At 47.4% G+C, this 26,193-nt stretch carries 20 protein-coding genes and 1 other annotated feature; of the genes, 16 read left to right on the top strand and 4 right to left on the bottom strand.

The features are described from left to right. The first annotated feature begins 434 nt into the window (after nucleotides 1-434). From NYE54_RS15215 to aac(2')-IIb, 14 genes are all read left to right on the top strand, one after another. Entirely contained in the window at nucleotides 435-848 is a 414-nt protein-coding gene (locus tag NYE54_RS15215) for a YugN-like family protein (RefSeq protein WP_076323225.1), read from the top strand. A gap of 274 nt (nucleotides 849-1,122) precedes the next feature. Next, nucleotides 1,123-4,575, top strand: coding sequence for a glycoside hydrolase family 2 TIM barrel-domain containing protein (locus NYE54_RS15220; protein ID WP_339272891.1), 3,453 nt, complete (start codon nucleotides 1,123-1,125; stop codon nucleotides 4,573-4,575). A gap of 125 nt (nucleotides 4,576-4,700) precedes the next feature. Beyond that, a complete protein-coding gene (locus NYE54_RS15225; protein WP_339272893.1) occupies nucleotides 4,701-5,486 on the top strand; it encodes an alpha/beta fold hydrolase in 786 nt (261 codons plus the stop codon). Between the two features lie 92 nt (nucleotides 5,487-5,578). Next, on the top strand, nucleotides 5,579-7,963 hold the full coding sequence (locus NYE54_RS15230; protein WP_339272895.1) for a polyprenyl synthetase family protein: 2,385 nt from the start codon (nucleotides 5,579-5,581) through the stop codon (nucleotides 7,961-7,963). A gap of 100 nt (nucleotides 7,964-8,063) precedes the next feature. Next, nucleotides 8,064-8,585: an alpha/beta hydrolase gene (locus NYE54_RS15235; RefSeq protein ID WP_339272897.1), complete on the top strand. Its 522-nt coding sequence runs from the start codon at nucleotides 8,064-8,066 to the stop codon at nucleotides 8,583-8,585. Between the two features lie 217 nt (nucleotides 8,586-8,802). Then, nucleotides 8,803-10,140: an AraC family transcriptional regulator gene (locus tag NYE54_RS15240; RefSeq protein ID WP_339272899.1), complete on the top strand. Its 1,338-nt coding sequence runs from the start codon at nucleotides 8,803-8,805 to the stop codon at nucleotides 10,138-10,140. A gap of 21 nt (nucleotides 10,141-10,161) precedes the next feature. Beyond that, on the top strand, nucleotides 10,162-10,665 hold the full coding sequence (locus NYE54_RS15245) for a VOC family protein (protein ID WP_339272901.1): 504 nt from the start codon (nucleotides 10,162-10,164) through the stop codon (nucleotides 10,663-10,665). A gap of 511 nt (nucleotides 10,666-11,176) precedes the next feature. After that, the gene (locus NYE54_RS15250) at nucleotides 11,177-12,409 is read left to right on the top strand and encodes an RICIN domain-containing protein (protein ID WP_339273504.1); all 1,233 of its coding nucleotides are present in this window, start codon (nucleotides 11,177-11,179) and stop codon (nucleotides 12,407-12,409) included. A gap of 492 nt (nucleotides 12,410-12,901) precedes the next feature. Continuing rightward, entirely contained in the window at nucleotides 12,902-13,552 is a 651-nt protein-coding gene (locus tag NYE54_RS15255) for a phosphatase PAP2 family protein (RefSeq protein ID WP_339272903.1), read from the top strand. 215 nt (nucleotides 13,553-13,767) lie between these two features. After that, nucleotides 13,768-13,893, top strand: a complete 126-nt coding sequence (locus NYE54_RS15260; protein WP_339272905.1) for a hypothetical protein — start codon at nucleotides 13,768-13,770, stop codon at nucleotides 13,891-13,893. A gap of 12 nt (nucleotides 13,894-13,905) precedes the next feature. After that, nucleotides 13,906-14,160: a hypothetical protein gene (locus NYE54_RS15265; protein WP_339272907.1), complete on the top strand. Its 255-nt coding sequence runs from the start codon at nucleotides 13,906-13,908 to the stop codon at nucleotides 14,158-14,160. Between the two features lie 112 nt (nucleotides 14,161-14,272). After that, nucleotides 14,273-14,537: a binding site (T-box leader), on the top strand. A gap of 194 nt (nucleotides 14,538-14,731) precedes the next feature. Beyond that, nucleotides 14,732-15,817 (top strand): aspartate-semialdehyde dehydrogenase, encoded by a 1,086-nt coding sequence (gene asd / locus NYE54_RS15270; protein ID WP_339272908.1) that lies wholly within the window; start codon nucleotides 14,732-14,734, stop codon nucleotides 15,815-15,817. Between the two features lie 242 nt (nucleotides 15,818-16,059). Further along, on the top strand, nucleotides 16,060-17,436 hold the full coding sequence (nhaC, locus tag NYE54_RS15275) for a Na+/H+ antiporter NhaC (protein ID WP_215164292.1): 1,377 nt from the start codon (nucleotides 16,060-16,062) through the stop codon (nucleotides 17,434-17,436). Between the two features lie 169 nt (nucleotides 17,437-17,605). After that, nucleotides 17,606-18,328, top strand: coding sequence for a kasugamycin N-acetyltransferase AAC(2')-IIb (gene aac(2')-IIb / locus NYE54_RS15280; protein WP_339272912.1), 723 nt, complete (start codon nucleotides 17,606-17,608; stop codon nucleotides 18,326-18,328). A 95-nt stretch (nucleotides 18,329-18,423) separates the two neighbouring features. Here the strand turns inward: aac(2')-IIb and NYE54_RS15285 are convergent, their stop codons facing one another. From NYE54_RS15285 to NYE54_RS15295, 3 genes are all read right to left on the bottom strand, one after another. Next, entirely contained in the window at nucleotides 18,424-18,633 is a 210-nt protein-coding gene (locus tag NYE54_RS15285; protein WP_339272914.1) for a hypothetical protein, read from the bottom strand. 82 nt (nucleotides 18,634-18,715) lie between these two features. Then, complete coding sequence (locus NYE54_RS15290; RefSeq protein WP_339272915.1) at nucleotides 18,716-19,585, bottom strand: protein kinase family protein; 870 nt, start codon at nucleotides 19,583-19,585, stop codon at nucleotides 18,716-18,718. A 144-nt stretch (nucleotides 19,586-19,729) separates the two neighbouring features. Further along, entirely contained in the window at nucleotides 19,730-20,602 is an 873-nt protein-coding gene (locus NYE54_RS15295) for an AraC family transcriptional regulator (protein ID WP_339272916.1), read from the bottom strand. A 147-nt stretch (nucleotides 20,603-20,749) separates the two neighbouring features. Between NYE54_RS15295 and NYE54_RS15300 the strand changes: the two genes are divergently transcribed. Both NYE54_RS15300 and NYE54_RS15305 read left to right on the top strand, forming a co-directional pair. After that, nucleotides 20,750-22,312 (top strand): HEAT repeat domain-containing protein, encoded by a 1,563-nt coding sequence (locus NYE54_RS15300; protein ID WP_339272917.1) that lies wholly within the window; start codon nucleotides 20,750-20,752, stop codon nucleotides 22,310-22,312. Between the two features lie 205 nt (nucleotides 22,313-22,517). Then, the gene (locus NYE54_RS15305) at nucleotides 22,518-24,602 is read left to right on the top strand and encodes a DUF5054 domain-containing protein (RefSeq protein WP_339272919.1); all 2,085 of its coding nucleotides are present in this window, start codon (nucleotides 22,518-22,520) and stop codon (nucleotides 24,600-24,602) included. Nucleotides 24,603-24,697: 95 nt separating this feature from the next. Here NYE54_RS15305 and NYE54_RS15310 read toward each other — a convergent pair whose 3' ends face one another. Further along, entirely contained in the window at nucleotides 24,698-26,161 is a 1,464-nt protein-coding gene (locus NYE54_RS15310) for a 4-hydroxyphenylacetate 3-hydroxylase N-terminal domain-containing protein (protein WP_339272921.1), read from the bottom strand. Nucleotides 26,162-26,193 lie beyond the last annotated feature (32 nt).

The following is a 26,193-nucleotide window of genomic DNA, read 5'->3' on the forward strand; positions in this document are numbered from 1 at the left end:
ATTATAGCATTGATACCTCAAAAAAAGATGAGCCCTTGTTCTTACAGGACAGGCAGCGAGGAGCACAGCGAACGAATGATCGGTATAAAAGGAACTACGACATATTTGGTAAAGTATAACTAAATGATATAAATTATATGAATTCGAACAAAATTAAGGCTAACTACTCAGGAAGAAAGTTGTGTTTATGACTTCGATATGGCCTAGTGTCACTGTTTTAATGACGAACGTCATTCAATTTATGGGTTTTGAAGGAGATTCGAAAGCATACATCATAACAACTAGTAATTTAAGGGAGAGGAGTCACTAGTAGAGGTAGAAAGTGAGACTCAGCACATATGTAGATGATTCGTCATGTTGAATTCGTATACGTTGTTCGTATACGATTTGGAATTCAAGTCCATCCTAGGACTAAAAACATAAGGTGGGCGCACATGATAAATTTGGAATCGAGATTGGAGAATATTGAAGATCGTTTTGTGAATATAGATACCTATCTATGTAAACATGATTTTACGTTAGCCGGCAATTGGGATTACAAGCATGGTTATCTGGACCGGCGCTTGGATCAGGAGCGGATGGTGTGGCTTCGGATCCCTTTTCTGGTAACCAAAGGCAGCTTAGATGGCGAATGCGGCGGCTGCCATGCTACGATAAAGCTCGGCCGTCCATTCGTGTTTAGACATATATACAATACAGGAACCGACAAGCATGCGGCACCTCGTTTATTGGGAGCTCTCTTTGATCAATTCCAGGCTCCGATCGACCCTGACGCATCGGTGGACGATATGTGGATTGAACAAGCAAGACAAGTTTTGGACGAAGTGGAGGCAGGGTACTTGCACTAACACTCGGCGCTCATCGAGGAGATCAAGTTGTCTTGATCTCTTTTTCATATTTACATTATAACAAGCAAGGAGCTCTGACGTTTGCTGCAGTCAAAGGGCTCCTTTTTGTATGGGTGAACAGAATAGGGTGATTAAAGAATATCCTTTGAAAACTTTAGAACCTTTGTAAGAGCGGGCCCAAATGATAAAGCATCCTGATATAGTAGGATAGACTGGCTTCAATATGCTGCTTACATTGGATTTATTAAATAAATGAAGAAGGTGGATACCACTCATGAACAAAAAAACATTGTTTAATGATGGATGGACATTTGCAAAAAGCAGTCTTGACCATACGGATTCGGCAAATCTTATATTCCAACCCGTGGATATTCCCCATGATTGGCTTATTTATAACACGGAGAGTTTATATGAAAACAGCATGGGCTGGTACCGGAAGCAATGGTCGTGGAATTACGAAGGCGCTCAGGTTCTGCTGTGTTTTGACGGTGTTTATATGGATTCTTCGGTTTATGTCAATGGTCATTACGTGGGTGAATGGAAATATGGATATTCCTCCTTTGAACACGAAATAACGGATTTCCTGATCGAAGGGGAGAATGTCATCGTTGTGAAGGTTGTACACCAAAGTCCGAACAGCCGATGGTATTCGGGCGCGGGCATCTATCGTAATGTATGGTTAAAGATAAGGGAAGCGAACCATATCACAACAGACGGCATTTATATATCAACAGTATGTCAGGAAAATGGATGGTTGGTCGAAGTCGACACGGAAGTGAACATCGTTGATGATGTGGTTATCAACCACATCATCATGAAGGATGGTCAGAGGATCGCAGAGGTGTCAGATCGAGTCAATGCTAGCAGCGCAGGCAATATAACGAATACGCAAACTTTAGCTGTAGAGCGTCCAAGGCTATGGAGCCCGGATGAACCTCATTTGTATCAGTTGGTTACCGAGATGAGGGTGACTGGAACAGATCTCCCAGCAGGCTGGCACGATGAAATTGTAGAATCGGTATCGCACAACGTGGGATTTCGCCATATTCAGCTTGATCCAAATCAGGGTTTTCTCCTGAACGGCAGCAAACTGAAATTGAATGGCGTATGCGAGCATCATGATCTCGGAGCTCTGGGAGCAGCGTTTAACAAAACGGCCTTAGCCAGAAGGTTTGCTATTCTGAAAGACATGGGAGCTAATGCGATCCGCACCGCACACAATATGCCTGCTAAGGAATGGATGGATCTTGCGGATGAAATGGGGCTGCTGATCGTATCGGAAGCCTTTGATATGTGGGAACGTCCGAAAACCCCATATGATTATGCAAGGTTTTTCCCGGATTGGGTTCAGCATGACGTGAAGAGCTGGGTCAAACGGGATCGGAACCATCCGTCCCTTATAATGTGGAGTATCGGGAATGAAATATATGATACCCATGCGGATGAGAGGGGGCAGGACATAACAAGGATGCTGATGACAGAGGTCCAGCGATACGATCCCAAGCAAAATGCAAGCGTTACCATCGGATCGAATTATATGCCTTGGGAGAACGCTCAGCATTGTGCAGACATCGTAAAGGTGGCAGGTTATAACTATGCCGAGAAATATTACGAGAAGCATCATCAGGAACATCCGGATTGGATCATCTATGGCAGCGAGACTGCGTCGGTCGTACAAAGCAGAGGCATTTATCATTTCCCGTATGAGAAGTCCATTCTGGCCGATGATGACGAGCAGTGTTCCTCCCTCGGAAACAGCTCGACCAGTTGGGGAGCGAAATCGGCGGAGGCGTGCATTCTGGCTGAGCGGGATACGCCTTTCTCGCTGGGACAGTTTATATGGACCGGATTCGATTATATTGGAGAACCTACGCCGTATCATACCAAAAACTCTTATTTTGGTCAGATGGATACGGCAACCTTCAAGAAGGATTCCTATTATATCTATCAAGCGGCCTGGACGGATTATAAAACAAAGCCCATGGTGCATCTGCTGCCATACTGGGATTTCAACGACGGTCAAATGATCGATGTTCGCATCTGTTCCAATGCGCCAAGGGTCGAGTTGCAGCTTAATGGGGAAACCATCGGTAAACAAGATATTGACCATGCACACGGAAGACAGCTTGTGGGCTGGTGGAAGATTCCTTATGTGAAAGGCGAATTGAAAGCGATCGCTTATGACGAAGCAGGACGTATCGTGGCTACGGATATACGAACCTCTTTTGGCGATGCCAAGGGCATTGTTTTGCGCCCGGATAAAGAAGAATTAACAGCCGATGGAGCAGACCTCATCTTCGTCGAAATCGCGATGGAAGATGAGAACGGCCATGCTGTCGAGAATGCGAATAACCGGGTGGAAGTCCAGGTCACGAGTGTCGGACGATTGCTTGGACTCGATAATGGGGACAGCACGGATTATGATCCGTACAAAGGCCGAAGCAGAAGGCTGTTCAGCGGCAAGCTAATGGCGATCATCGGATCCACATTGGAGGCTGGCCAAATTCAGATCGAAGTGTCTTCGATTGGTTTAGAGAGCCGATGCCTGCATTTGACATCCATTCCCGCACAGGAAGAAGTGACAACGGGCATATCAGCAAGCATGAGTAACGAAGATGGGCCGTGCCTGACGGGGAGTTTGCTTGAGCTTCCGCTTCGCAAGATTGAACTGATCAGCGAAGGAGGTCAAACATTTCATCCGTCCAATCGGCAAGTGGTGGTGCGTGCCATGTTACATCCGCCGGAAACCTCTTATCAAGAGGTTGAATGGGCTGTCGTGAATGATGCCGGTATTGACTCCAATATCGCCAGTGTGGAAGCCGCTGGTCATGAAGCCATCGTGACTGCCCTTGGCGACGGTGAGTTTCGTTTGAGGTGTACGAGTCGGAACGGAACGGATAAGACCAAGCTCATATCCCAGCTTGAATTTCAAGTCGATGGTTTGGGGGCGGCCTACAAAGACCCATACTCCTTCATTTCGGCAGGACTGTATGACTACAGTCAAGGTGATGTGGGAAACGGGAACGAAAGAGGCGTAGCTACGAGTAGAGACGGTGAGACGCAAGTCGGATTTCGGGACATCGATTTCGGTCCCCATGGCTCCGATACAATTACCATTCCGATATTTGCGCTCTCAAGCGAAGCGTACTCGCTGCAAATCTGGGAAGGGATGCCCGGTGAGGAGGGCAGCTTCTTGCTGGCCGATTGTATTTATCAGAAAGAGTCCAAGTGGAACGTGTATCAGGAAGAAACCTACCAGTTGTCCAAGAAGCTGCGCGGGATCACGGCGATATGCTTTGTCCTTCGTCAGAAGGTGCACATCAAAGGGTTTTATTTTCACGTGGGGGATAGAGCCTTCGAGCAGAATTTTGCCGCAGATTGCGATCGGATCTATGGAGATACCTTTACGATTATGGACAACAAGTTTGTTGAAGGTATCGGAAATAATGTTTCCCTCGAGTTTGACCCGATCGATTTCTCAGAAACAGGTGCATCGAAACTGATTGTATACGGCCGTTCGGTCGTAGATAAGAACACGATTCATATCCGTTTTGCCAATTCGGAAGGAGAAAGCAACCAGCTCGTTGAATTTACGCGGTCTGTTGGATACGAAGAGCAATTGTTTGATCTGGAGCATGTAACCGGCAAACAGAAGGTGACGTTCATCTTCCTGCCGGGAAGCCAATTCGATTTTGGCTGGTTCCGGTTTGTAAGATCAGGTTCCTAATTCAGTAGTAATCGAGGCTGCAGATCCAATCGGCAGCCTTCTTCTGTTTGGAATGGATCGATAGGATTTGAATTAACCCTGCGGTATAATTAAATAATCGACATACCGAGATGGAAGGGACCGTGATGGGAATGAAGCAAACCCATAAATCGAGGAGCAAAAGAGGGCTCAAGATCGTCATATGGACCCTGTCTATAATAGCCATGGTAATCATAGCAGCCAGTGTCATACTGGATTCTCTTACTTACAAGCCGCTTGATGAAGCTAAAGCGGTGTTTCGAAGTGATCCGGAAGTTGTCGTCGAACACCTTAAGGACGGCTATCGTTTCGAGCCGGTGGGCGGGGAGGTGATCCAGCCTGACATTATTTTTTATCCGGGTGGATTGGTGGAGCCCGAAAGTTATGCGCCTTTTGCCAAGAGAATGGCGGAGAAGGGGCATCGCGTGTACATTGCATCCATGCCTTTGAATCTCGCCGTGTTCGGACAGAATAAGGCGGATTCCTTCATATCGGAGCATCAAGGGAGCCGTTATGTCATTGGCGGGCATTCTCTAGGCGGCGTTTTTGCTGCGAGATATGCTTCTGAACATCCGGATGTCATTGACGGGGTTTACTTCATGGCTTCCTACGCGGATGATGGAGGCAAGCTAAACGGATTAAATATGTCCGCACTTCAGATCACCGGTACGAAGGATGGCATTCTCGATCGAACAGAATGGGAAGCTGCAAGAAAGAATCTGCCGGATGAGACAACATACGTGGATATTGCAGGCGGCAATCACGGACAATTCGGTTCTTACGGTTTCCAAAAGGGTGACAACGAAGCTTCCTTAACCCCAGCAGAGCAGTTGATCGAAGTAACGGAAGCTATGGACCTCTGGATCCAGGGCATCGATTTGTTTCAACGCTGAAACTGAAATGTAACCCGAATGAAACTTCTACGTATATAGGTTATAAACATGGGAACATGTTAAACACTTAAGAAGTTGAGGGATTCCATCTTATGAATGTGGCGTATACAGATTATGCCGATACGGGATATCGGCGGGCTGAACAGAAGGCAGCACAGTATTTTGCATCACTTTATGTTCAGGTTAAGGAAAAGAGTTATGTGCCGATCCTGACAGAAGACATTCTATTGTGGAAAAGGAAGCATATTCGTCGTCCTTCATGGCTGTCTTTTTTATCGCCGGGAAAGAAGAAACCGGATACCCGGGATTATTATAGATATATCGGATGGCTCCATTATACAGGTGAATTGGATAGTTATTTGGATCGAAGCATTTCCTATATTTACATGAGAGATCTGGGTATGGCTCTGGACTCGCCTGACACGAAGGCCAGAATAGGGCGCGTTGCTCACGATACCAAAAAACTTTTGCTTCGCTCCACCGGCTCGAATGGAGGAGACACGCCGGATTATATGAGTTTGGCCGGGCTGTACCGATGGGCCCAGAAGGAAGGTATCGAAGATGCCGTCATTTGGGTCATCAACAAACTGAAGCATGTGGCGACCCATATTCCGGAGGAGATGGATGCGGACCAAGCCCAACGCAAATTGATCAAAATTATCGTCGGTGTAGTTATGCACGTCATCGAAGATATGAGTGTCGGGACATCGCCTGCGGAGCGCTCGGCCCGTCTTGATGATGCCATCCGATTGGGTTATTCCTACGGGTTGACCTATCCTTTTATAGACGATCTGCTCGATTCAGGGGTCTTGAACGATCAGGAGAAGGAACAATACTCCCAAATGATACGACAGGCGCTTCTCACTGGAACGGTTCCGGAGATGGGTCAATGGAGCGGGAAAAACATGGATCTCGTTCATTTCGTTCATAAGGAGCTTCGAGATGCATTTGAGTATATTCAGGGACACCAATGCCCGGAAACGCAGCAGACTTTTTTTGAGCAGTCTAACGTGTTTTTTCATTCTCAGCATATTGACCGTATTAAGGATCTCGCCAATCCCAATTACAGCAACGAGGAAATCTATCTGCCGATCATTCTGAAATCATCGTCCTCCCGATTGATTGTCCGTTCCGTCATCAGCGCGTCGGCGGATGAAGGTTTTGAGGACCGGACATTCTTTTACGGTATCTACAACCAACTGGCCGATGATTTTGCCGATATGTTTCAGGATATGGAAGACGGAGCGGTAACACCGTACACTTATTATTTAAAATATCGCGGTCAGCGTACGGATCTTATCAATCCTTTTGAAATGTATTGGGCGGTTATCTCTCACCTGATTCATAACGTGTATCACTCGGACGCCAAGACGCGAGAGGTAATGCTGGACCGGGCCATCAATGGCCTGAAGCGTTGTAAAGAACGGGTCGGAGCAGAGAAATACAGCGAAATCATGGATATTTTTGCATCCGGGAACCCGGAATTTAATCGGCTCATCCAGCAAATGGTTCTAAAAGCCGATCAGGTGGATTTCTTCGATAAATTGCTGCGGGACCAGATGGTTACGGTGCTCAGAAACGAGCGGAAGGAAAAGGATCTTTTTATCGATACCTTTAAAACCGTTCGGAATGAGATCAACAACAGCTTGCAAATTGCGAAACTTCCTGGCATTCCTCCAATGAAAGAGTCGTTGATTGATGCCGCCAATTATACGCTCGAAGGGGATGGCAAACGTCTAAGACCTACCTTGACTTGGGTCATGGCCGTTAAAGAATACGGACTGCGAGCTTCCGCCATCGTGCCGCTGCTGAGGTCGCTTGAATACATGCACACCGCTTCCTTGATATTCGATGATTTGCCGTCCCAGGATAACGCCTCTACCCGTAGAGGGCGACCGACCTTGCATCGGGTTCATGATAGCGCCACGGCGGAAATTACCGGTTTGTTCCTGATTCAGAAGGCCATCGAAGAACAATCGTCTCTTGAAGGGTTTGATCCGAAAACGGTACTGAAGCTGATTCAATATTCGTCCCAACGGGCTGGAGATATGTGTTCGGGCCAGGCGATGGATTTGAATTCAAAAGGGAAGGTATTGTCCTTGGAGGAGCTGAATACGGTCTGTTATTACAAGACGGGCATTGCGTTTGAGGCATCTCTCGTTATGCCTGCCATCCTTGCTCAGGTGAAGGAGAGCGAAATTGCGACACTGAAAAAATTCGCTTACCATGCGGGCATTGCCTTTCAAATCCAGGATGATTTGCTTGATGTGCAGGGGGATTTGGAGCAGCTCGGGAAACCCGGAGGACAGGATGTGGAGAACAACACATCGACCTTTGTGAGCATTTTGGGTCAGGAAGGCGCCAGTCGGGAAATGTGGGAGCATTATTGCCAGGCCATGGAGGCGCTGCAGGAGATGCCGCGCAATACGGCGTTTCTCAAGCATTTATTAAATTACATGGTAAATCGAGATCGTTAAAGTTCTTCTATTATACTGTTCAATGTTGAGAAAATATCCCGTGAGGAAGTGTTGGCGTGAATGCCAGCACTTTTTTTGGTTCCGACCTTCGTGTAGGCCCATGCGTGTACATATTATAGCAGTATCGGCGGGTGGACCAACCGGTATTTGCTTTGCGGCTATGTTTCCTGACCGTGTTGCAAGTTTGACACTTCAGAGTGCCGTCACTAAACCCTGGCTCAAACCCCAAGACAAAGAATATAAACTCGGACGTCATATTTTTAAACCCAGCGTTGAGAAAAAAACGTGGAACATGATTGCATTAATAAACAATATACTGCCACGAACTACATTCAAATTAATGCTGCCATCCTTTTCCAAGCTCCGTTTTAGTGAAATCCGCGAAAGACTTGATGAGAAATCATTGGAGGAATTTCGAAAAATGAATAACAGACAACGTTCCTATTCAGGATTCCTCATTGATTTGGAACAGTCACAAACCGATTATACGAACGAATTAAGGAGTATTCGTGCACCGACGCTGGTCCAGCGTAGTAAAAATGATAGTGTTGTCCCCTTAACTCATGTTGAGCAAGCTCAATCTTGTATTCTACATGCAGAAGCTAACGTGCTCGACTCGTAGGGACATTTGATCTGGATTGGACAACATGCTCGTCATTTTGATGAAAGACTGTTACATTTCTTATCCAGTAACCAAATTTACGAATAAGATAGCATTTTTGTTTTAAACAAATCATTCATCTCATTTTTTTGATAAAAAAGTACAGTTTTTGCTCCAAGGAATTTGGTATGATGACCTCATAGCCAATCCATACAGATAGGGGGCAAAAGAACTTGAAATGCAGAGCGGTGAAATCGTTCAACGCGCCATTGATTATATCGAAGATCATCTAACAGAATCGCTGTCACTCGAGGAAATTGCCGGCGTGGCGGCCATGTCATTGCCCAATTTATACCGATTGTTTCATAGCCTGACGGGACACCCCATCAAGGAGTACATACGTAAACGCAGAATCAACGAAGCCGCCATCTGCTTGCGGGATACCGACTTGCCGACAATCGATATCGGATACCGCTGCGGATTTGAGTCCTACCAGGCATTCATTAAAACCTTCAAGAGGCTCACGGGACTGACTCCAGGACAATACCGGAGATCTCAGTTGGTTTACAGTTTCGAATGGATGAATCTGAATGAACATGTAAGCTATATGGAAGAGCGGGACTTATCAGAACGATTTCCGGAGGTAAGGGTTATCCGTCTGAATCCTCAGCAAGGGATCGGCTATCTGTTTGTTTCCGAGTTTGAGAGTGGCATAGAAACCGTGGCGATTGATCATTTTCGCGAATTATTGTCTTCATACCGTATCGACATGAATGGCTTGAGGCTCTTCGGTTGGAACGTGGATATGGAAGGTGATACCAAGCCATTCGGTTATCAGCTGCTCGCTGTAGACCTGATGGACCACACCGAGATGATGAAGCATCCGGAGCTATATTCCATAACGCTGGACGGCGGCCTTTATGCAGTAGCTAGATCCCCATCGGTGGCGGAAGACTGTATTCAGAACACCTGGAACCGTTTGTTCTCTGAATGGCTGCCCCGCAGTGTGTTTGAGCAAGGAAAGCATGAATTCATTGAAGAATATGCGCTGAACCGGGATCAAATCGTTCGGATGAAGCTATATCTTCCGGTGGAACGAAGTAAGCTGGTGAAGCGTATTGAAATCGTGGAGTTGTCTTCGCTTAAGGTGATGCGTTTTCGAAGAACGGGTGTAGACTGCGTCAAACAAGCGGATGAAGATTCCATTTCCTGGTTATTTCGTAATGGATTAATTGAAGATTCGCGAATTCGTGTATTCATGCACTGTGACGGTGGACTGCTGGACGAAAGCTCTTTGTACGAGGTTTATATAGCCCCTCCTGAGGAGTTTCTTGCTTCCCATGAAGAAGTCGATCTACAAGTTGAGCTGGAAGGCGGAATGTATGCCTGTCTGGAGTCAGGTGCTTATGGCACAATGACAGGTTTACTTGAAAGAGTGGATCGATGGCTCGCTATGTCAACCGAGTATAGGCCAGATCCAGCGCGCTCTTGGTTTGCGAGTTACTTACCTAAGGAAGAGGCGGACCACGGGATTTTCAAAGTGAAGTGTTATGTTCCTGTTCAAATCATGTCATAGGCTTAAGAATGGAGGGAGTTGATGAGCCGATTGCCTATCGAAAAAGTGCAGCCGGAAGGGTATCGTCCGTTTACGACACCCCGCGTGTTAAAAATGATCCATGGAGGCAAAACAATGAACGAACAAATGCAGGATGGTCACAACCATGCACAGGCAAGCCCGATTAAGAACAAAGTAGGCAGCATTTTCATTCCGGTTCGGGATATCGAAAGGTCGCGCAACTGGTACTGCCGTGTACTCGGAATAGCGGAAGATGATTGCCAGGTGATGAATGGTCATCTATGCCCTTTGCCCATGGAAGGAACGGGCGTGATCCTGGATACCATGCCGAAGTGGGGAGGAGATCAGCCGGGGGGAGCGCCGTCTATCGATACTCCTGCGTTCATGCTGCTGACAGAGGACCTGGAAGGATCATTAACCTACATGAAAAAGCTCGGAGTGGAACTCGTGACGGAAATTGAGCATAATCATTGGTTCGTCGTGAAGGATCCCGATGGCAACAAACTCATGATATGTCGTGAATAAGTATTGACGATATCATGTTGTCTCTAATAACCTGATCCCCCTGCGAGAGTTCAGGTTATTGTTGTTCCGCCAGACGATAATGGGGAACATAAGGGTGAACTCATCATTACGGTTGACTGTCAACAAAAACTACAAACCGATGAGCGATATTCTACGTCTATAGAGTGGAACGATTGGTGGGAATAACAAATGTGATCGAGGGAAACTCTAAGCCGGCGCTTGCAGCCGGCTTTTTCTGATAGGATAGGGATGTATAGATTGTAAAAAAATATAAAATGAGGTTGATAGTGGTATATAATGGTCTTATAATGGAAATGTAAGCGTATTATTTCAAGTGTTATATCCTCGAACAACAAGTGAATCTACCATCATAGATTGGTTGTATGGCAAACAATGGTGAACAGAAAGAGAGGTGATTCGAAGCTTCAGTAGACGGTTCGCTTGAAGAACAGCTATGAGTTGCACTGGTATCCATGAAGCCATAATCCGATGATAATTAGGAGGGAACATGATGCTAAGAAAAGGAATATGTGTAGTTATACTGTTCAGTCTTCTGGTCGTTCTATTGCCTGTCAACAAAACCAATGCCGCACCGAACTGGAATTTGGTATGGAGTGACGAGTTCAACGGAACCTCGCTCAATAGAGCCAATTGGACACCGGAAATCGGTACCGGCAGCGGCGGATGGGGAAACAATGAGCTGCAGTATTATACCGACCGGGCACAGAATGTGCAGGTTACTGGCGGTAACCTTGTCATTACAGCGCAGAAGGAATCTTATGGCGGGATGAATTACACTTCTGCCCGGATAAAAACCCAAGACTTGAAGAGCTTTACTTACGGGAAAGTGGAGGCGCGGATCAAGCTGCCTTCGGGTCAAGGCTTGTGGCCGGCGTTTTGGATGCTCGGAAGCAATATCAGTTCGGTTGGCTGGCCGAAAAGCGGAGAAATTGACATTATGGAACGGGTAAACAATAACCCTTACGTGAATGGTACCGTACACTGGGATGCAGGAGGGCATGCCGATTTTGGACGAGTGTCCGGCAATTTGGATTTCTCCCAATTCCATGTCTACAGCATAGAATGGGACTCTAAATATATCCGTTGGTTCGTGGACGGCCAGCAGTTCAATGAGTTCTATATTGAGAATGGAACCGGTAATACCGAGGAATTCCAGCGCCCGTTCTTTATATTATTGAATCTGGCGGTCGGCGGAAATTGGCCTGGAAGTCCGAACAATTCCACACCGTTCCCATCGCAGATGTTGGTGGATTATGTACGCGTCTATCAGGACACGGGTGCATCAAACGTGATCAGTAATGGGATTTACACGATCGCTTCCAAGGCGAGCGGCAAAGTGATGGATGTTGTGGATGTCTCCACGGCAAGTGGAGCCAAGATACAGCAATGGACCAACTACGTCGCCAATAATCAAAGGTTCAGAGTAGAAAGCACCGGAGACGGTTACTACAAGCTAACAGCCGTACACAGCGGAAAAGTTCTCGACGTGCCGAGTTCATCTACATCCACTGGCGTTCAACTGCAGCAATGGGATGATAATGGATCGAATGCGCAGCGATGGAAGATCGTTGATGTGGGCGGAGGGTATTATAAACTTGTGTCCAAGGTGAGCGGACTGGCAGTCGATGTAGCCAGTTCTTCAACAGCAGATGGGGCTGTTGTCCAGCAGTGGACGGACAATGGGACGGATGCACAGAAGTGGTTGTTTACCAAAATTAACTAAACTTGAACAAGCAGCTCCGTGAGGGGCTGCTTGTTTGTGTGAGCTTAACGGAAGCATCGAATGGTTTATGCTCGGCGGGGCCAAGGAGGCAGGGAGAAGCGGGGAACGATTGAATTAGGGGAATATGCCGATTGTTAATGGGAAAATCGATTATACGCAGTAACTTATCCAATCGAGCAGTCCAGCAATGGACTTGCTCGATTTGTCTGTATGGTTGATTTTTACTGACATGAAGATGGGGTATTGACTTGAGCCTTGCTTCACGACATGGTATATTGTGAAGTTACCGGCAAATTCGTCGTGCAAAATGAGGGGATGATCTTAAGCTAAACGCAAGTGAAGATGAGAGACCATGGTAGTTATCCGGATTAACATTCAAACCATATGATATTACGGCTGAAATCGTTGGTTAATGTCAAAAACAGGTGGCGCAATTGCGTTGTTGTTTCATATATTTAAAGAGACTGAAGAGTCGAAGAAGGGAGGAAGCCAATGAACTTAAAATGGAAGTCATATCTCCCGCTGCTATGGATCCTGGCCATTCCTGTGCTCAACATTTTTTATGGTGTCTTAAACCATGCACATACGCCAGTAAAAAGCCTAGTGACGGATCTTGACACCGTGATTCCGTTTGTACCGATATTCATTATACCTTATCTGGTATGGTACCCTTTTATCATTATCATGCTGTTTTTGTTCTGTGCCAGAGATCGCAATGTGTATTATCGAACACTGTTGACCCAGTGTATTGGACTAATTGCCTGTTACATTATCTTTTTCTTGTTCCAGACGACGGTAGAGCGACCGCCACTTATGGGCACAGGGGTTCTTGATTGGTTTGTAAACCTGGTGTATAGTACCGACAATCCCTACAACTGTTTCCCAAGCATCCATGTCCTGACCAGTTACTTGATGATAAAAGGGGCAGCAGCTAGTGCAGGCTTTACAAATAAAGATCGGGTTGTCGTGCATATCATTGCTTGGTCGATCATTGTTTCCACGCTATTCGTGAAACAGCATGTCCTGCTGGACGTGGTTGGTGCCATCGCATTAGTTGAGATTCTGTGGTTTGGGGTAGGAAAATTATTTTCAGCACTCCGGGCTAAGGATAGGGGAGTTATCGTCCGCGGGGAGAATATGTAGGAGCAATGAAAGTCCGGATGGAACGATAGCCGTTTAGCTTGAAGCATTATGCACGAAACCGATCGATAAGTGCCGTATTTATAGGAAAGATGTCGTCATCATAAACAGTGATTATGAGATGCGGAGATCAGAAATTGGCTGAGGAAATTGCGCATGTTTGTTTTTGATGGGTAGAAACTTAAGGAGAAGAACGGGAAGCCACTGGTGGGATTTACATGTCTATGCAAATGTCCGAAGTAATGTTCAGTCAGCTTATTTCGGACATGAAGAATAGGATGCCGCTGGATTTACATAAGGGTGAGACGTTAGAGGCAGAGTCGTTGATCGTTCACAGGCTGTAGGTGCTGCATGATTTGATGGAAGCGAAGCTGAGTGATTATCTTCATCCCCTCCGTTTTATTGCGACGAATAAGGAGCTGTTCTCCGATCTCTACACGGAGTTGTTCCAATGGAGCAACGAGTATAAAGATGATTCCATGACTGGCCGGATCCAACATGTTTTGGGCTGCGATCACCCGTTGTTGAATCAATACATATTATTAAGAACGAGAATGGAAATGACGATACACCGGGAAATGGAACTGGAAGCACTGCGACTTCAGCCATAAATTGGTTCCAACAGGTATCGATTGGAGTAACAGCTCCTGAAATCAGCCGAGTTTTCCGAAAATTTTATAAATAAGGTTTACCACCGAAATGGTTTTATATATAATAATCTTAACAAATGCGATGAAGAGACGAGTAAATAAACGAATTCTTGTACAGAGAGCTCCGGCAGCTGAAAAGGGGCAAAGCGTTCTTTATTGAAAAAAGACTCAGAGCAGCACACGGAACCCTCATATAGAGGAGGATGGTGTGCCAGGAGCTCCTGTTACAGAGCTAGAGTATCTGCATTACCGTGTAATGCCGTACTCGATGAGGCGAATATGGTGACATATTGGCAAATTTGGGGTGGTACCGCGAGTATAACAATCTCGTCCCTAAGACTTATGGTCTTGGGGGTGGGATTTTTTTATATCACAAGAAAGATGAAGGTTCTAGGTAGGGAGCCTACACGAATCGCGCCGGATTGAATAGTTATCTAGATAAGCTCATTTACTGCATGCTTTTGTCCGTACGGTTGATCAGAGTCGATGTATGGGGAACATGACGCCACGATTGAAAGGATATGAGTAACGAATGTCAGAAAAACTTAAAGTCGGTATTGTTGGTGGAACGGGTATGGTGGGTCAACGTTTTATGCAATTGCTGGATGGGCATCCATGGTTTGAAGTCACTTCCATTTCAGCCAGCAGAAATTCAGCCGGCAAAACGTATGAAGAATCCGTTCAGGGCCGCTGGAAGCTTGCGACGCCAATCCCCGAGCAGGTGAAAGGCATTATCGTGCAGGATGCTTCGCAAGTGGAACAGGTAGCAGCTGAGGTTGATTTTGTTTTTTGCGCGGTTGATATGAAGAAGAATGAGATACAGGCATTGGAAGAAGCTTATGCCAAAACGGGGACGCCCGTCATTTCCAATAATTCTGCTCATCGCTGGACGCCTGACGTTCCGATGGTCATCCCGGAAATTAATCCGAGTCATATAGACGTGATTGCCGCACAGCGCAAACGTCTGGGAACGACAACCGGGTTCATCGCGGTGAAGCCGAATTGCTCCATTCAGAGTTATGTACCGGCGCTTCACGCTCTGCTTGACTACAAACCCACCCAAGTTGTTGCCTCCACCTATCAGGCGATTTCCGGTGCCGGTAAGAACTTCACCGATTGGCCGGATATGCTGGACAATGTGATACCGTATATCGGCGGGGAGGAAGAGAAGAGCGAGCAGGAGCCGCTGCGCATTTGGGGCAGCGTTGTGAACGGGGAGATCGTGAAAGCCCAATCGCCATTGATTACGACGCAGTGCATTCGCGTTCCCGTAACCGATGGCCACTTAGCCACCGTGTTTGCATCGTTCGAGAACAAACCTTCGAAGGATGAAATCCTGGACCGCTGGCGGCAGTTTAAGGGAAGACCGCAAGAGCTGAATCTCCCAAGTGCGCCTAAGCAGTTCATTACGTATTTCGAAGAAGAGAATCGGCCGCAGACGAAGCTGGACCGTGATATCGAGCGCGGCATGGGCGTATCGGTAGGCAGACTGCGCGAGGATTCCCTCTACGATTACAAATTCGTAGGACTCTCACATAATACGCTGCGCGGTGCGGCAGGCGGAGCTGTTCTAATCGCCGAACTGCTGAAAGCCGAAGGTTATATTCAAGCGAAATAATAACCATACTCGTTTAAGACAAAGGCGACTGCTTGATGCAGTCGCCTTTTTTTTATGCATTGTTCATGGTTCGTACATTGACGAAGTTCGTATTTATCGTATATAGTGTAATTCGCGCTTCAATGCAAAGAAGCAAAGAAGCAAAGAAGCCGAAAAGCATAAAAGCGAAAAAGCTCATCGATATAAAACAAGCGGACGGGAAGGAGCTCCCGTCACGACCATGTATAAGGAGTCTTAGCATCATGGAACGACATCTCAGTTTCTCAAAAAGCATCATTCTTATAGCGGTTATACTGGCAGTACTATTTGTCTCCATTTTTCTTCTTAAGGCAGAGCCGCATATTCCGCTCCTGGCAACGACCGTGGGTATCGCCGCCTTGCTGCGGTTGTTCGGGTTTTCTTGGAAGCAGCTCGAATCCGCGATCATTCAAGGCATTCAAACGGCGATTATGCCGATTCTCATCCTTTCGCTCATCGGCATTCTCATTGCAGTATGGATGATGAGCGGTACCGTGCCGACCATTTTATACTATGGAATGGACTATATTGAACCGCATTATTTTGCCGTGAGCGCTTTATACGTGACGATCGTGGTGTCGATGTTTACCGGAAGCTCATTCACGACAGTCAGTACGGTTGGCGTTGCTTTCATGGGGATTGCTGTAACGACCGGGATTTCTCCGGCCTTGGCAGCAGGAGCGGTGATCTGTGGGGCTTGTTTCGGGGATAAAATGTCGCCGCTGTCCGACACAACGAACTTTGCTCCGGCGGTTGCCGGCATATCCTTGTTCACCCACATTGGCAATATGATCTACACCACGGTGCCGGCACTAATCGTGACAACGGTCTTTTTCCTGCTTGCACCAACGGCGAATACCCTGGATTTAACCTCGATAAATCAAATCAAGGCTGCTCTGAATGACGGATTCCATATTCATTGGCTAACGTTGCTATCGCCGCTTGCGGTCATTGCCTGTTCCATCAAGCGGATTCCGATCCTCCCTACACTCATTGTCGGCATTGTTACCGGACTCATCGTAACGGCCTTCGTTCAGCAGCAGTCGGCAGTCGATGTTTGGTTCAGCGTCATGCAGAGCGGCTACAAGAGCACGATAGCCAACGAAACCGTGGCTTCCATTGTCAATCGCGGTGGATTGCAATCGATGATGGGGTCCGTATCGCTGATATTGATTGCGTTATCCTTGGGAGGGCTGCTTCAGCATTGCGGCGTCATTGAAGCCTTCTTCCACAAAGTCATGCAGCCGCTGAAGCGGAAGAGCAGCATTGTCCTGATGACGGGGGCATCCTCCATTGCGGTAAATGGCATGACGGGCGAACAATATTTATCGATCCTACTACCTGGTCAAATGTTCAAGGAGGAATATGTCCGCCGAGAAATTCCGGCGAAGACGTTGTCCCGTACATTGGAGGATTGCGGTACGCTTGTTAACCCACTGATTCCATGGGGGGTAAGCGGCGCCTTCTTCGCTGCTACGCTTGGAATTCCGGTCATTGAATATGCGCCGTACGCAACTTTCTTGTGGTTAAGCCCGCTCTTCACGTTTGCCTATGCCTTGATACCGCGATTGCAGCGGAACTCGCTTGGCAGGAAGATATAAGGATTACCCAATAAACATAGATCATGTGCTTGACCTTGCCTCCTGGATAGGGGGGCAGGGTCTTTTTGATTATAGCGATTCATACCCAACCTGTTCTTTGATTTATTTGATACGATGGATATATGCAAGCCAACATTGTAGATTCATTTCTTAAGGGAGGGATATAAGCATGAATCATTGGATAAATAAAGCGCCAACCGCTACGGCGCTGATGGAATTGCATGTTCAGGCGATGTTTACGCATGACCGGGATATGCGAATTCGCACCATCAACGAGCCTTGGCCGGGAGAGGAGCCTGCCCCCAGGTTTTTCCTGGGCCGAACGATAGACGGCTCCGCGATCTGCAGGTTTCGCCATGACATTCCCGAAAGAATTGCCGGGCAATTGAAGGCGCTGGTTGAAGATGAGCCGATCGTAAACGATGAAATTCAGACGAAGCCTAAACATTTTGCGGCTTATATGAATCTCCTTCATACTGAGCACTATACGAGCGGACCCTGTTATCGGATACCTGACATAACAACGCCGGCCAAACAGACGGTATGGATCACTCGAGAAAATATGAACGAATATTCGCTCACCGGTTTTGAATGGCTGATCACGGAAATCGATTATGGCCAGCCTTGTGTTGCGCTCGTTCATGAGAACAGGCTGGTGTCGGTTTGCCGTAGCGTTCGGATTACGGAAGGAGCACACGAAGCCGGGCTTGAGACGTTAGAGGAATTTCGCGGAAGAGGTTATGCGGCTGCCGTTGTTGCGGGATGGGCTATCGAGGTGCGTAAGGTGGGCGCGCTGCCGTTGTACAGCACTTTATGGGAAAATAACGCTTCTCGGAGAGTGGCAAGTAAATTAGCATTGTCCTATTACGGGGTTAACTTCACAATCAGATGAGAAGCTGGGCAACATAGACTACTTTTACTAAAGGAAGCCATAAAGAAATCCCTCAAACAATTTGAGGGATGAAGGACCCATGATTATGTTAATGATTAGCTCGAGCTGCCTCTTCTGTTCTTATAATAGCCATGACCTTGGTTGCCATGTCTATGTCTGAAATCGGATGAGGAACCTTTACGACGCGAATAGCCATGACTGCTGCTGTATTTTCTGCCATAATTCTTTGCGGAACTGCTGTAACGCTTACGGCCCTGACTATGGGATGTAGAGTGGAGAAGCTTGTTCATGATCTTTCTTAACATGCGAAAACATCCTCCTTTCTTGTTCGTAATCATTCCATATAATTTAATCGGATCGTAACATAAATGAAACCCCATAATCAAATTAAAGGCTGCCCCTCTTATCCGAGGGGTGGCTTCTTGCATTAGCGAGAGACTGCAGCTCGTGCATGAACTCCAAGGAACTTAAGTAAGGTTCACTCAATTGCAGCAAGCGTTTGATCATATTCTGCAATTCAATCGAGAGATGCAGTTCTTCCTGCCAGCTTCGCTCCACGACTGCGCTCCGGTTGTTATCCGGTTCGTAGGTGGAATAGAGCATGAACAACATAAAGTGACCAATGTCCCGAAGATCCTCGCTTTCCTTCGAATCCTTAAATTGAACAGAGGAAGCCGAGCTGTCTCGCTTGAACTTTTTTCGTGCAGGTACTTGGAGCGGAGGGGGTTCACCGATCCTTCTCGCTAGTCCAAAATCAATAAGATTGATCCTGCCATCCTTAAAGAGGACGTTAGGAATCCGCAGATCAAGATGAACATAGCCTTGCTCATGTAGGTATCGGACTAGCTTCAGAAGCTGCAGCGTGATTTCGATGCATTCGTCTTCTTCGTATTTCATATCTTGTTCAAATATCAAATCTTCAAGCGTATCACCGTTCATATAAGACATGACCAGATAACAATTGCGGTTGTTCGAGAAGAAATCCCGGTATGCCGGAATTTGTGGATGCTGAAGAGATCTTAATACTGCTGCCTCTCGATTCAGCAATTGTCTGGCATAATGGCCTTTGCTGGGTCTTGACTGTTTGACCGCCACCACACTTCCGCTTTGTTGATCCAAGCATTGGTACAGGATGCCGTAACTTCCTTCCCCGATCATCTGTTGAATGGTATAACGATTTCCCAGCACCGTATTTTCTTCAGCCGGGTAATCCCGCCAAGCGCTTATAAAGGAGCTAAGGTATGAGAAAAAACGCATATCGATTCCAAATCTCTCCTTTGGGTTGGTCCCTCTATATTGTTAGAGCAAGTGCGATCCCTTGTTGTCGTACATTATAAGCTTTTTGATAGGATTATACGAATAGAGGGTATATTCGATCGGATTAGGGTGAACCTCAGCTAGTCAATCGACATCCACTCGATCTTTCCTATAATCTAGCGGCGATAAGCCGTTAAGTTGCCGGAACAGCTTCGAAAAATAATGGATAGAAGAGAAGCCGTGCTTCTCGGCGATCTCCGTGATGCTGATGTTCGTATTGCGCAGATCCTCCTTGGCCCGATTGATGCGGAAGTGGTTAATGTATTGGGTCGGCGGCAAGCCCGTCGATCTTCTGAACAATTCGAAAAAATAACCTCTGCTGATCCGAAGTTCCTCGTAATACGACTCCAATGGACGCAGCTTGCCGTGCAGGATATCCTGATCCAGTCGCTCCAGTAATTTGTTCATTCTATGATCGGGAATGGCCTTATCTTGCAATGCGAATGCAAGAAAATACTCGATGAATTGCAGGAAATGGCTTTGTGTCCTTACGCTGCGCATGTAGGTATGCTCATTCTCGAACTGGTTCCCGGTGTAGAATTTTTCAAACAGGTCGCTCCATACGTTGATCTTCTCAACTTTCATGAGCTCAGGTATGGCATAGGGAAAAGAAGGGCCTACATAGGAAGGAATCAGTTGGGCAGTGTCATAACAGATCACGCTGGGATGATCGGCCAAAGCCCGGCGGTCCACATAGGACCAGTCGAAATAACAGCAGACATGTACCATGGGATCCTGGCTGTCCGCTATCCAATCATGCGGCTGCCCAGCCGGTATATATACAAGGCAACCCGGGCCGGTATGATATGTGCGGCCTTTGGTGCGAATGATGCCTTTACCCTCGGTAATTAGATAAAGTGATGACGAATAGCAGTGCCGGTTGTTATTGCTTTGACCTTTGGAAAAGGGGTACCGTGTAGCATAAAACACATAGGGATGGAAGACGGCAAAATCCACGTATTTAGATCCACATCCTTATAAGATAAGATTCTATAGATATTCGCATGACGATTGTACAAAAGCCTGACGTTTATGTAAATACAGCGATCGTCACCATTGCTATACTAACACTGAATTCATTTCATGCATGAGGAGGGAATTGAGATGTTGGATTATCAATGTCTATTGACGGATGAACAAATAATTCAATTTATTACGAAGGGGTATGTGGTGCTTCACAACGAATTGCCGGATCAGCTTCATGCCGCCGTCAGGGATAAAATTAATGTTGTATTGCACGAGGAAGGAAATCCCGGCAATAACATCCTGCCCCGTGTGCCCGAGATCCAGCAGTTCTTCGAAACGCCGGTCGTTAAAGGGGCTTTGACGAGTGTTCTCGGACCGGATTACTATATGCACCCACATCGGCATTGCCATTATAATCAGCCGGGCGATCCGCTGCCGGGAGGCGGGCAGTGGCACAAAGACGGTTACTGGTCCAGCATGCGCAGCCACCGGCCCTGGTGGGCGATGATTTTTTATTACATGCAGGATATCACCAAGGAAATGGGACCGACCGCCATCATGCCCGGTACCGCATATTACGAAAAGTTTGTAGGCGATCAAGGCGAGACGCTGCTGCCGACCGGCAAAGCGGGAACAATGGTCCTGGTTCATTTTGATTTATGGCACAAAGCTTCGTTGAACGTGTCTGACATGGATCGATACATGTTAAAGTTTCAATTCGTTCGATTGCGTGCGCCGGAATCGCCGAGCTGGAATCATCAAGAGAAAGAGATGAGCTTTACGGGCGGAACACCTTACGTGCATTTGAATCTATGGAAAGATGTATGGAACTGGATGCGCGGCGAACCGGGTCAGGGGATGCACTCTGTAACGGGAGACAAAGCTCAAATAGAGCAATTGGCCGAAGATCTAAAGTCCGAGGACGAGACCGTTCGCGCAAGAGCCGCGGATCAAGCTGGATTGCTAGGAGAAAAGGCCGCTTCTTTAGCTCCTGAACTAGGCCAAATGTTGAATGATAGGGAACCGGTAGCTTTGAATGTAAGTTATGCGCTTGGCCGAATGGGCTCCGCAGGGATCAATGAATTGATATGCCGCATGTCCGAAGGAACAACGCAAATCGCGCAGAGAGCGGCTTACGGACTGCAAGGTGCCGGCGCTGGAGCCGTTCCAGGACTGCTTGCACTGCTGGAGCACGCAAACGAGAAGCGCAGGGCGCTTGCTGTTTTCGTACTTGGCATGATCGTCCCGTCGTCGAATGAGGCGGTGTCTGCATTGAAAGCGTGCTTGCAGGATCCGAGCGATTGGGTTCGTCGAAATGCAGTCGAAGCGCTGGGTATAATGGGGAGGGAGGCAGGCGATGTGTGCCAGGCCTTGGCAAACGTATTGGAGCAGTCGCTTCTGCAAGAGGAAGAAAGAGAAGCCGCGGGTCCCGATGATACGGACATCAGCCAGCAGAGCTATATCCTAAATAAAATGGGATATACTGCTGCCCTGTCGCTGCTTCGCACCGCCAAAGCCACGGATGTTCCCATCGTGATCCATTCGCTTGAGCAAGCGCTGCACAGCAAGGACCGTTATGTAAGGGCGTATGCCTTCGAAACGCTTACCCATCTGCGGACCCCGGAGGCGACGGATGTCCTGATTCGATATTATCGACCGGCCAGATGGTGTCCGGACACAACGAAGGCGAGCACTTTCTGATATCCGCATGCGGTCTGAAGACCTCTTATTCCTGATGGGAACGAGGGGTCTTTTTATATGTCTAGAATTCGATGTGATTTACGAGCAGGTGTCCTTTTTTTGCAAAAGCATGACCCTTTCATGCAAAGACTTGTGCGATGCGCTCTAGTAAAATGAGGCTCAAAGTTCGGCATTAGCCGTTTATTGTTGAAAGGAGCAGTCATGCATGGCAACATCAATCAAAAGAGTTCATGTCGTATTCAAGACCCATCTGGACATCGGGTTTACCGATTTGGGAAAGAACGTAATCGAGCGTTATATGGAGCATTTCATACCCCAGGCACTGGAACTGTCCGAACAGCTGGCTAACGAAGAGGGGAACGTAAAATTCGTATGGACGACCGGCTCATGGTTAATTCATGAGTTTTTGGGAGCCGCTGCTCCTGACATGCGGGCGCGTATGGAAAAGGCCATTGCGGAGGGACGGATCGTTTGGCATGGGCTGCCGTTTACGACGCATACGGAAATTATGGATGCCCGGCTATTCGAATTCGGAATGTCCATTTCGGGCGACTTGGACCAAAAGTATGGAAAAACCACGATTGCCGCTAAAATGACGGATGTTCCGGGTCATACCCTTGCAATGGTCCCCTTACTGGTTAAACACGGCATTCAATATTTGCATTTGGGCGTTAATATGGTGTCCAAAAATCCCAAAGTGCCGGAGATGTTTGTATGGCGTGCTTCCGACGGTTCGGAGATCATCGTTCATTATGCAGATAGTTACGGCAAACCGTTTCAAATGGAAGGGTTGGAGGACGCTTTGTATTTTGCCCATACGCATGATAACCATGGTCCATCCACGATGGAGGAGATTCGTGTTTTATTTGAACAGTTGGAGCGGGATTATCCAGGGGCGGAAATCATGGCCTCGACACTTGATGCATTTGCCCGGCGGCTTCAAACCGTAAAGGATCGTTTGCCTGTCGTGAGCGAAGAAATCGGGGATTCGTGGATACACGGTATTGCCTCAGATCCTTGGAAAATCGCCCGTTACCGTGAATTGCTAAGGCTTCGGGATCGCTGGATCGAATCCGGTCAATTGGACAAGGACGGTGATGCGTACGCTCGATTTTGCAATCGCCTGATGTTGATCCCCGAGCATACCTGGGGGCTGAACAATTCCGTCTATCTCGTCGATTTCGTTAATTATTCCACTGGCGATCTAGCCGTTGCAAGAGCGCGGGATGTCGTTGAAGACAATCAACTGAGGAAATTCGATTACCTATGCCAGCAGGCGAATGGTACTCGGTCGTACAGCCATTACGAGAGCTCTTGGCAGGAACAACGGGATTATCTTGAGGAGGCCGTTCAATCGCTGCCGAAGGGGTTGGCAGCTGAAGCGCGAATAGAGCTGGATCGGATGAGCCAGCATCATCCCCTTCCGGGATCGGAGCCGATGGAGTACAAACAACCGATCGAGACAAACGAGCTGTACGAATTAGGTCAGTTTCAGGTGAGTTTCGCCGCCGACGGCTCGATAAACCGATTATTGGATCGATCAGGGAAGGCATGGGCGGATGACCATCAGAGACTGGGCACTTATAGGTATGAAACCTTCAGCAAAGAAAACTATGATCGCTTCTTTAAAGAATACGTGACCAATCTGGATATTCATCACGGCTGGGCGGACAACGACTTCGGCAAGCCGGGAATCGAATATGTCAAACCGCGGCCGGAACATCGGCGGTATACGGCATCCTTGCGGACGATACACCTGAAGAGGTGCGCAGATTATGATATCGTAACAGTGGAAATGAAGCTGCCGGAGATTCTCAGTAAGCAGTATGGGGCTCCGCGCCGATTGAACGTAATCTATACGTTCCTTGCGAATGAGCCCGTCATAGAGGTAAGTCTAAGCTGGAAGGGCAAACCAGCCTGTCGTCTTCCGGAAGCAAGCTGGTTCTCGTTTGCGCCCCTTGTGGATAATCCCAACGCATGGATGATGGATAAGCTGGGCCAGCGTATATCTCCGTTGTTCGTCGTGAAGGACGGTAACCGGAACATGCATGGTGTCAATTCCGGCCTATATTATGAGGGGGCGGACGGAACAGTGGTCATTGAAACCTTGGACGCGCCGCTAGTGTGCCCGGGGGAACCGCGTTTGCTGCAATTCGACAACTCCTATGCTTCATTGACCGGTGGATTCCATTTCAATCTGCACAATAATGTGTGGGGTACGAACTTTATGATGTGGTTCGAAGACGATATGAAATATCGGTTCAGATTGAGACTGCATTCTCATTCATGAGTTCATTGTGCCCATCATAAAAAAACAAAACGGAAAGGTGTGAGTTTATTAACTCGCATCTTTTTTTATATATGCACGATCATCCGCAGGTCAAGTTATGAAGAGGTATTGTTTTTATTAATAAAATCGTGAATCCTGTTACGAAGCTGCTCATGCTGCTCAAAATGGTTATAGATCCGATAGGCTGCTGTCTGCGCATTTCCGAAAAAGAAACGTTCAAACTGGGTTTGCCGACCTCCGAACGAGCTAGCACCAAGCTCCCATGCAAGCCTGAACAATGCGATACGATCCCAAGCTTCCGTCGTGGATCCTTTTAAATATTGATTAAGGTAGGGGCCTGATTCCGAATGAAAATCCAATTCGGAAGGGATCATAATCAGGCCGCTGGAGCCTAGCAGCTGAATCATCTCTACCATCTCGGGATAGAGTTTGGAAAAGAGGATGCTGGATGCGAGAAGAGGACTGGCGGCAGGAACGAAATATCCGAATTGATCCTGGCTGGCACCCTGCTCGGAAGCCAATCTTAATGCTTTGAAGGTCTCCAGAAATGTAATCATTTTCGAAACATTCGAGACCATATGGGGCTCGAGTCCAACGTTCTGTTCATCTGCCAAGGATTCCAGCAAGCCGAGCATGAATTCGGTTTTAACGATGAAACGGATGGCCATTTGGTGGGCGATATGCGTATGAAAGTGACTCTCGCCGAATAAACGCCCGGCGTAAGTCTCGTCCCCATAGTAAAAGAACCGGTCATGAGGGACCAGCACGCGGTCGAAGATGACGAGCGTATCCATCTCTTCGTATCTTGCACTGAGGGGATAATCATAGGAAGAAGTGGCACCGTAGCTTTCACGGCATATAAAAGTCATGCCCGGTAAATCGTTGGGAACCGCAAATGCAAACGCAGAAGGATTCACATCCTGGGACATCGTTGGCGAAGGTGTCGGGAATACCAGCATTTCTTCGCAAGTAGCTCCTTGTGTTGCCAACATGAAGGCGCCGCTTATGATCATTCCATCATCGTTAATCTCTACGACTTTAGCCGCGACAGTGTCTTCAGCAGCATCTTGCTGACCGGACATTTTACATGCATAGGGCTGGATGAAGGCGTGAGATAATGTAATATCATGATCACGACAGTACTTATAATAGTTCCTGAGATTTTCCGCATATCTCGGATGATGCTCTTCCAGAATATCGGCAGCGGTATATAAGGACATGATCGCAGTGTTCATATAATCGGGAGAACGCCCTAAAAAGCCATGATGCTTGTTCGCCCATAATTCCATCATCCGTCTGCGTTTCTGCAAATCCTCAGCGTTCTTGGGCGGGAGAAAAGACAAGCCTACGCGTTCGCCCGTATCGGGTGAGGGGTACGTCATCTGTTCGATATAACTTGCTTCACATTGCATATCGTATAGATCAGCTTGGGTTTGAATAAGACCTTGGAATGCAGGATGATCGGATAAAGGTCCCTGGATAGGCTCTCCTTTATACCAAATGTTGATATTCTGTCGGTCAATCCGTTCGATATACTGCTTTCCCGATTTAATAGGCACGTTGTTCACCCCATTTGCGAAAATCATAGCTA

It is taken from the genome of Paenibacillus sp. FSL K6-1330 (genome assembly GCF_037976825.1).
In the GTDB taxonomy this organism is placed as follows: Bacteria; Bacillota; Bacilli; order Paenibacillales; family Paenibacillaceae; genus Paenibacillus_AQ.

What these genes read in the sequence shown, in the direction of transcription:
- NYE54_RS15230 (WP_339272895.1), top strand. Translation starts at nt 5,579, where the DNA reads ATGAATGTGGCGTATACAGATTATGCCGATACGGGATATCGGCGGGCT.
- NYE54_RS15225 (WP_339272893.1), top strand. Translation starts at nt 4,701, where the DNA reads ATGGGAATGAAGCAAACCCATAAATCGAGGAGCAAAAGAGGGCTCAAG.
- NYE54_RS15240 (WP_339272899.1), top strand. Translation starts at nt 8,803, where the DNA reads ATGCAGAGCGGTGAAATCGTTCAACGCGCCATTGATTATATCGAAGAT.
- asd (WP_339272908.1), top strand. Translation starts at nt 14,732, where the DNA reads ATGTCAGAAAAACTTAAAGTCGGTATTGTTGGTGGAACGGGTATGGTG.
- NYE54_RS15255 (WP_339272903.1), top strand. Translation starts at nt 12,902, where the DNA reads ATGAACTTAAAATGGAAGTCATATCTCCCGCTGCTATGGATCCTGGCC.
- NYE54_RS15220 (WP_339272891.1), top strand. Translation starts at nt 1,123, where the DNA reads ATGAACAAAAAAACATTGTTTAATGATGGATGGACATTTGCAAAAAGC.
- nhaC (WP_215164292.1), top strand. Translation starts at nt 16,060, where the DNA reads ATGGAACGACATCTCAGTTTCTCAAAAAGCATCATTCTTATAGCGGTT.
- NYE54_RS15235 (WP_339272897.1), top strand. Translation starts at nt 8,064, where the DNA reads ATGCGTGTACATATTATAGCAGTATCGGCGGGTGGACCAACCGGTATT.
- NYE54_RS15260 (WP_339272905.1), top strand. Translation starts at nt 13,768, where the DNA reads ATGTCTATGCAAATGTCCGAAGTAATGTTCAGTCAGCTTATTTCGGAC.
- NYE54_RS15300 (WP_339272917.1), top strand. Translation starts at nt 20,750, where the DNA reads ATGTTGGATTATCAATGTCTATTGACGGATGAACAAATAATTCAATTT.
- NYE54_RS15250 (WP_339273504.1), top strand. Translation starts at nt 11,177, where the DNA reads ATGCTAAGAAAAGGAATATGTGTAGTTATACTGTTCAGTCTTCTGGTC.
- NYE54_RS15215 (WP_076323225.1), top strand. Translation starts at nt 435, where the DNA reads ATGATAAATTTGGAATCGAGATTGGAGAATATTGAAGATCGTTTTGTG.
- NYE54_RS15245 (WP_339272901.1), top strand. Translation starts at nt 10,162, where the DNA reads ATGAGCCGATTGCCTATCGAAAAAGTGCAGCCGGAAGGGTATCGTCCG.
- NYE54_RS15290 (WP_339272915.1), bottom strand. Translation starts at nt 19,585, where the DNA reads ATGCGTTTTTTCTCATACCTTAGCTCCTTTATAAGCGCTTGGCGGGAT.
- NYE54_RS15285 (WP_339272914.1), bottom strand. Translation starts at nt 18,633, where the DNA reads ATGTTAAGAAAGATCATGAACAAGCTTCTCCACTCTACATCCCATAGT.
- NYE54_RS15305 (WP_339272919.1), top strand. Translation starts at nt 22,518, where the DNA reads ATGGCAACATCAATCAAAAGAGTTCATGTCGTATTCAAGACCCATCTG.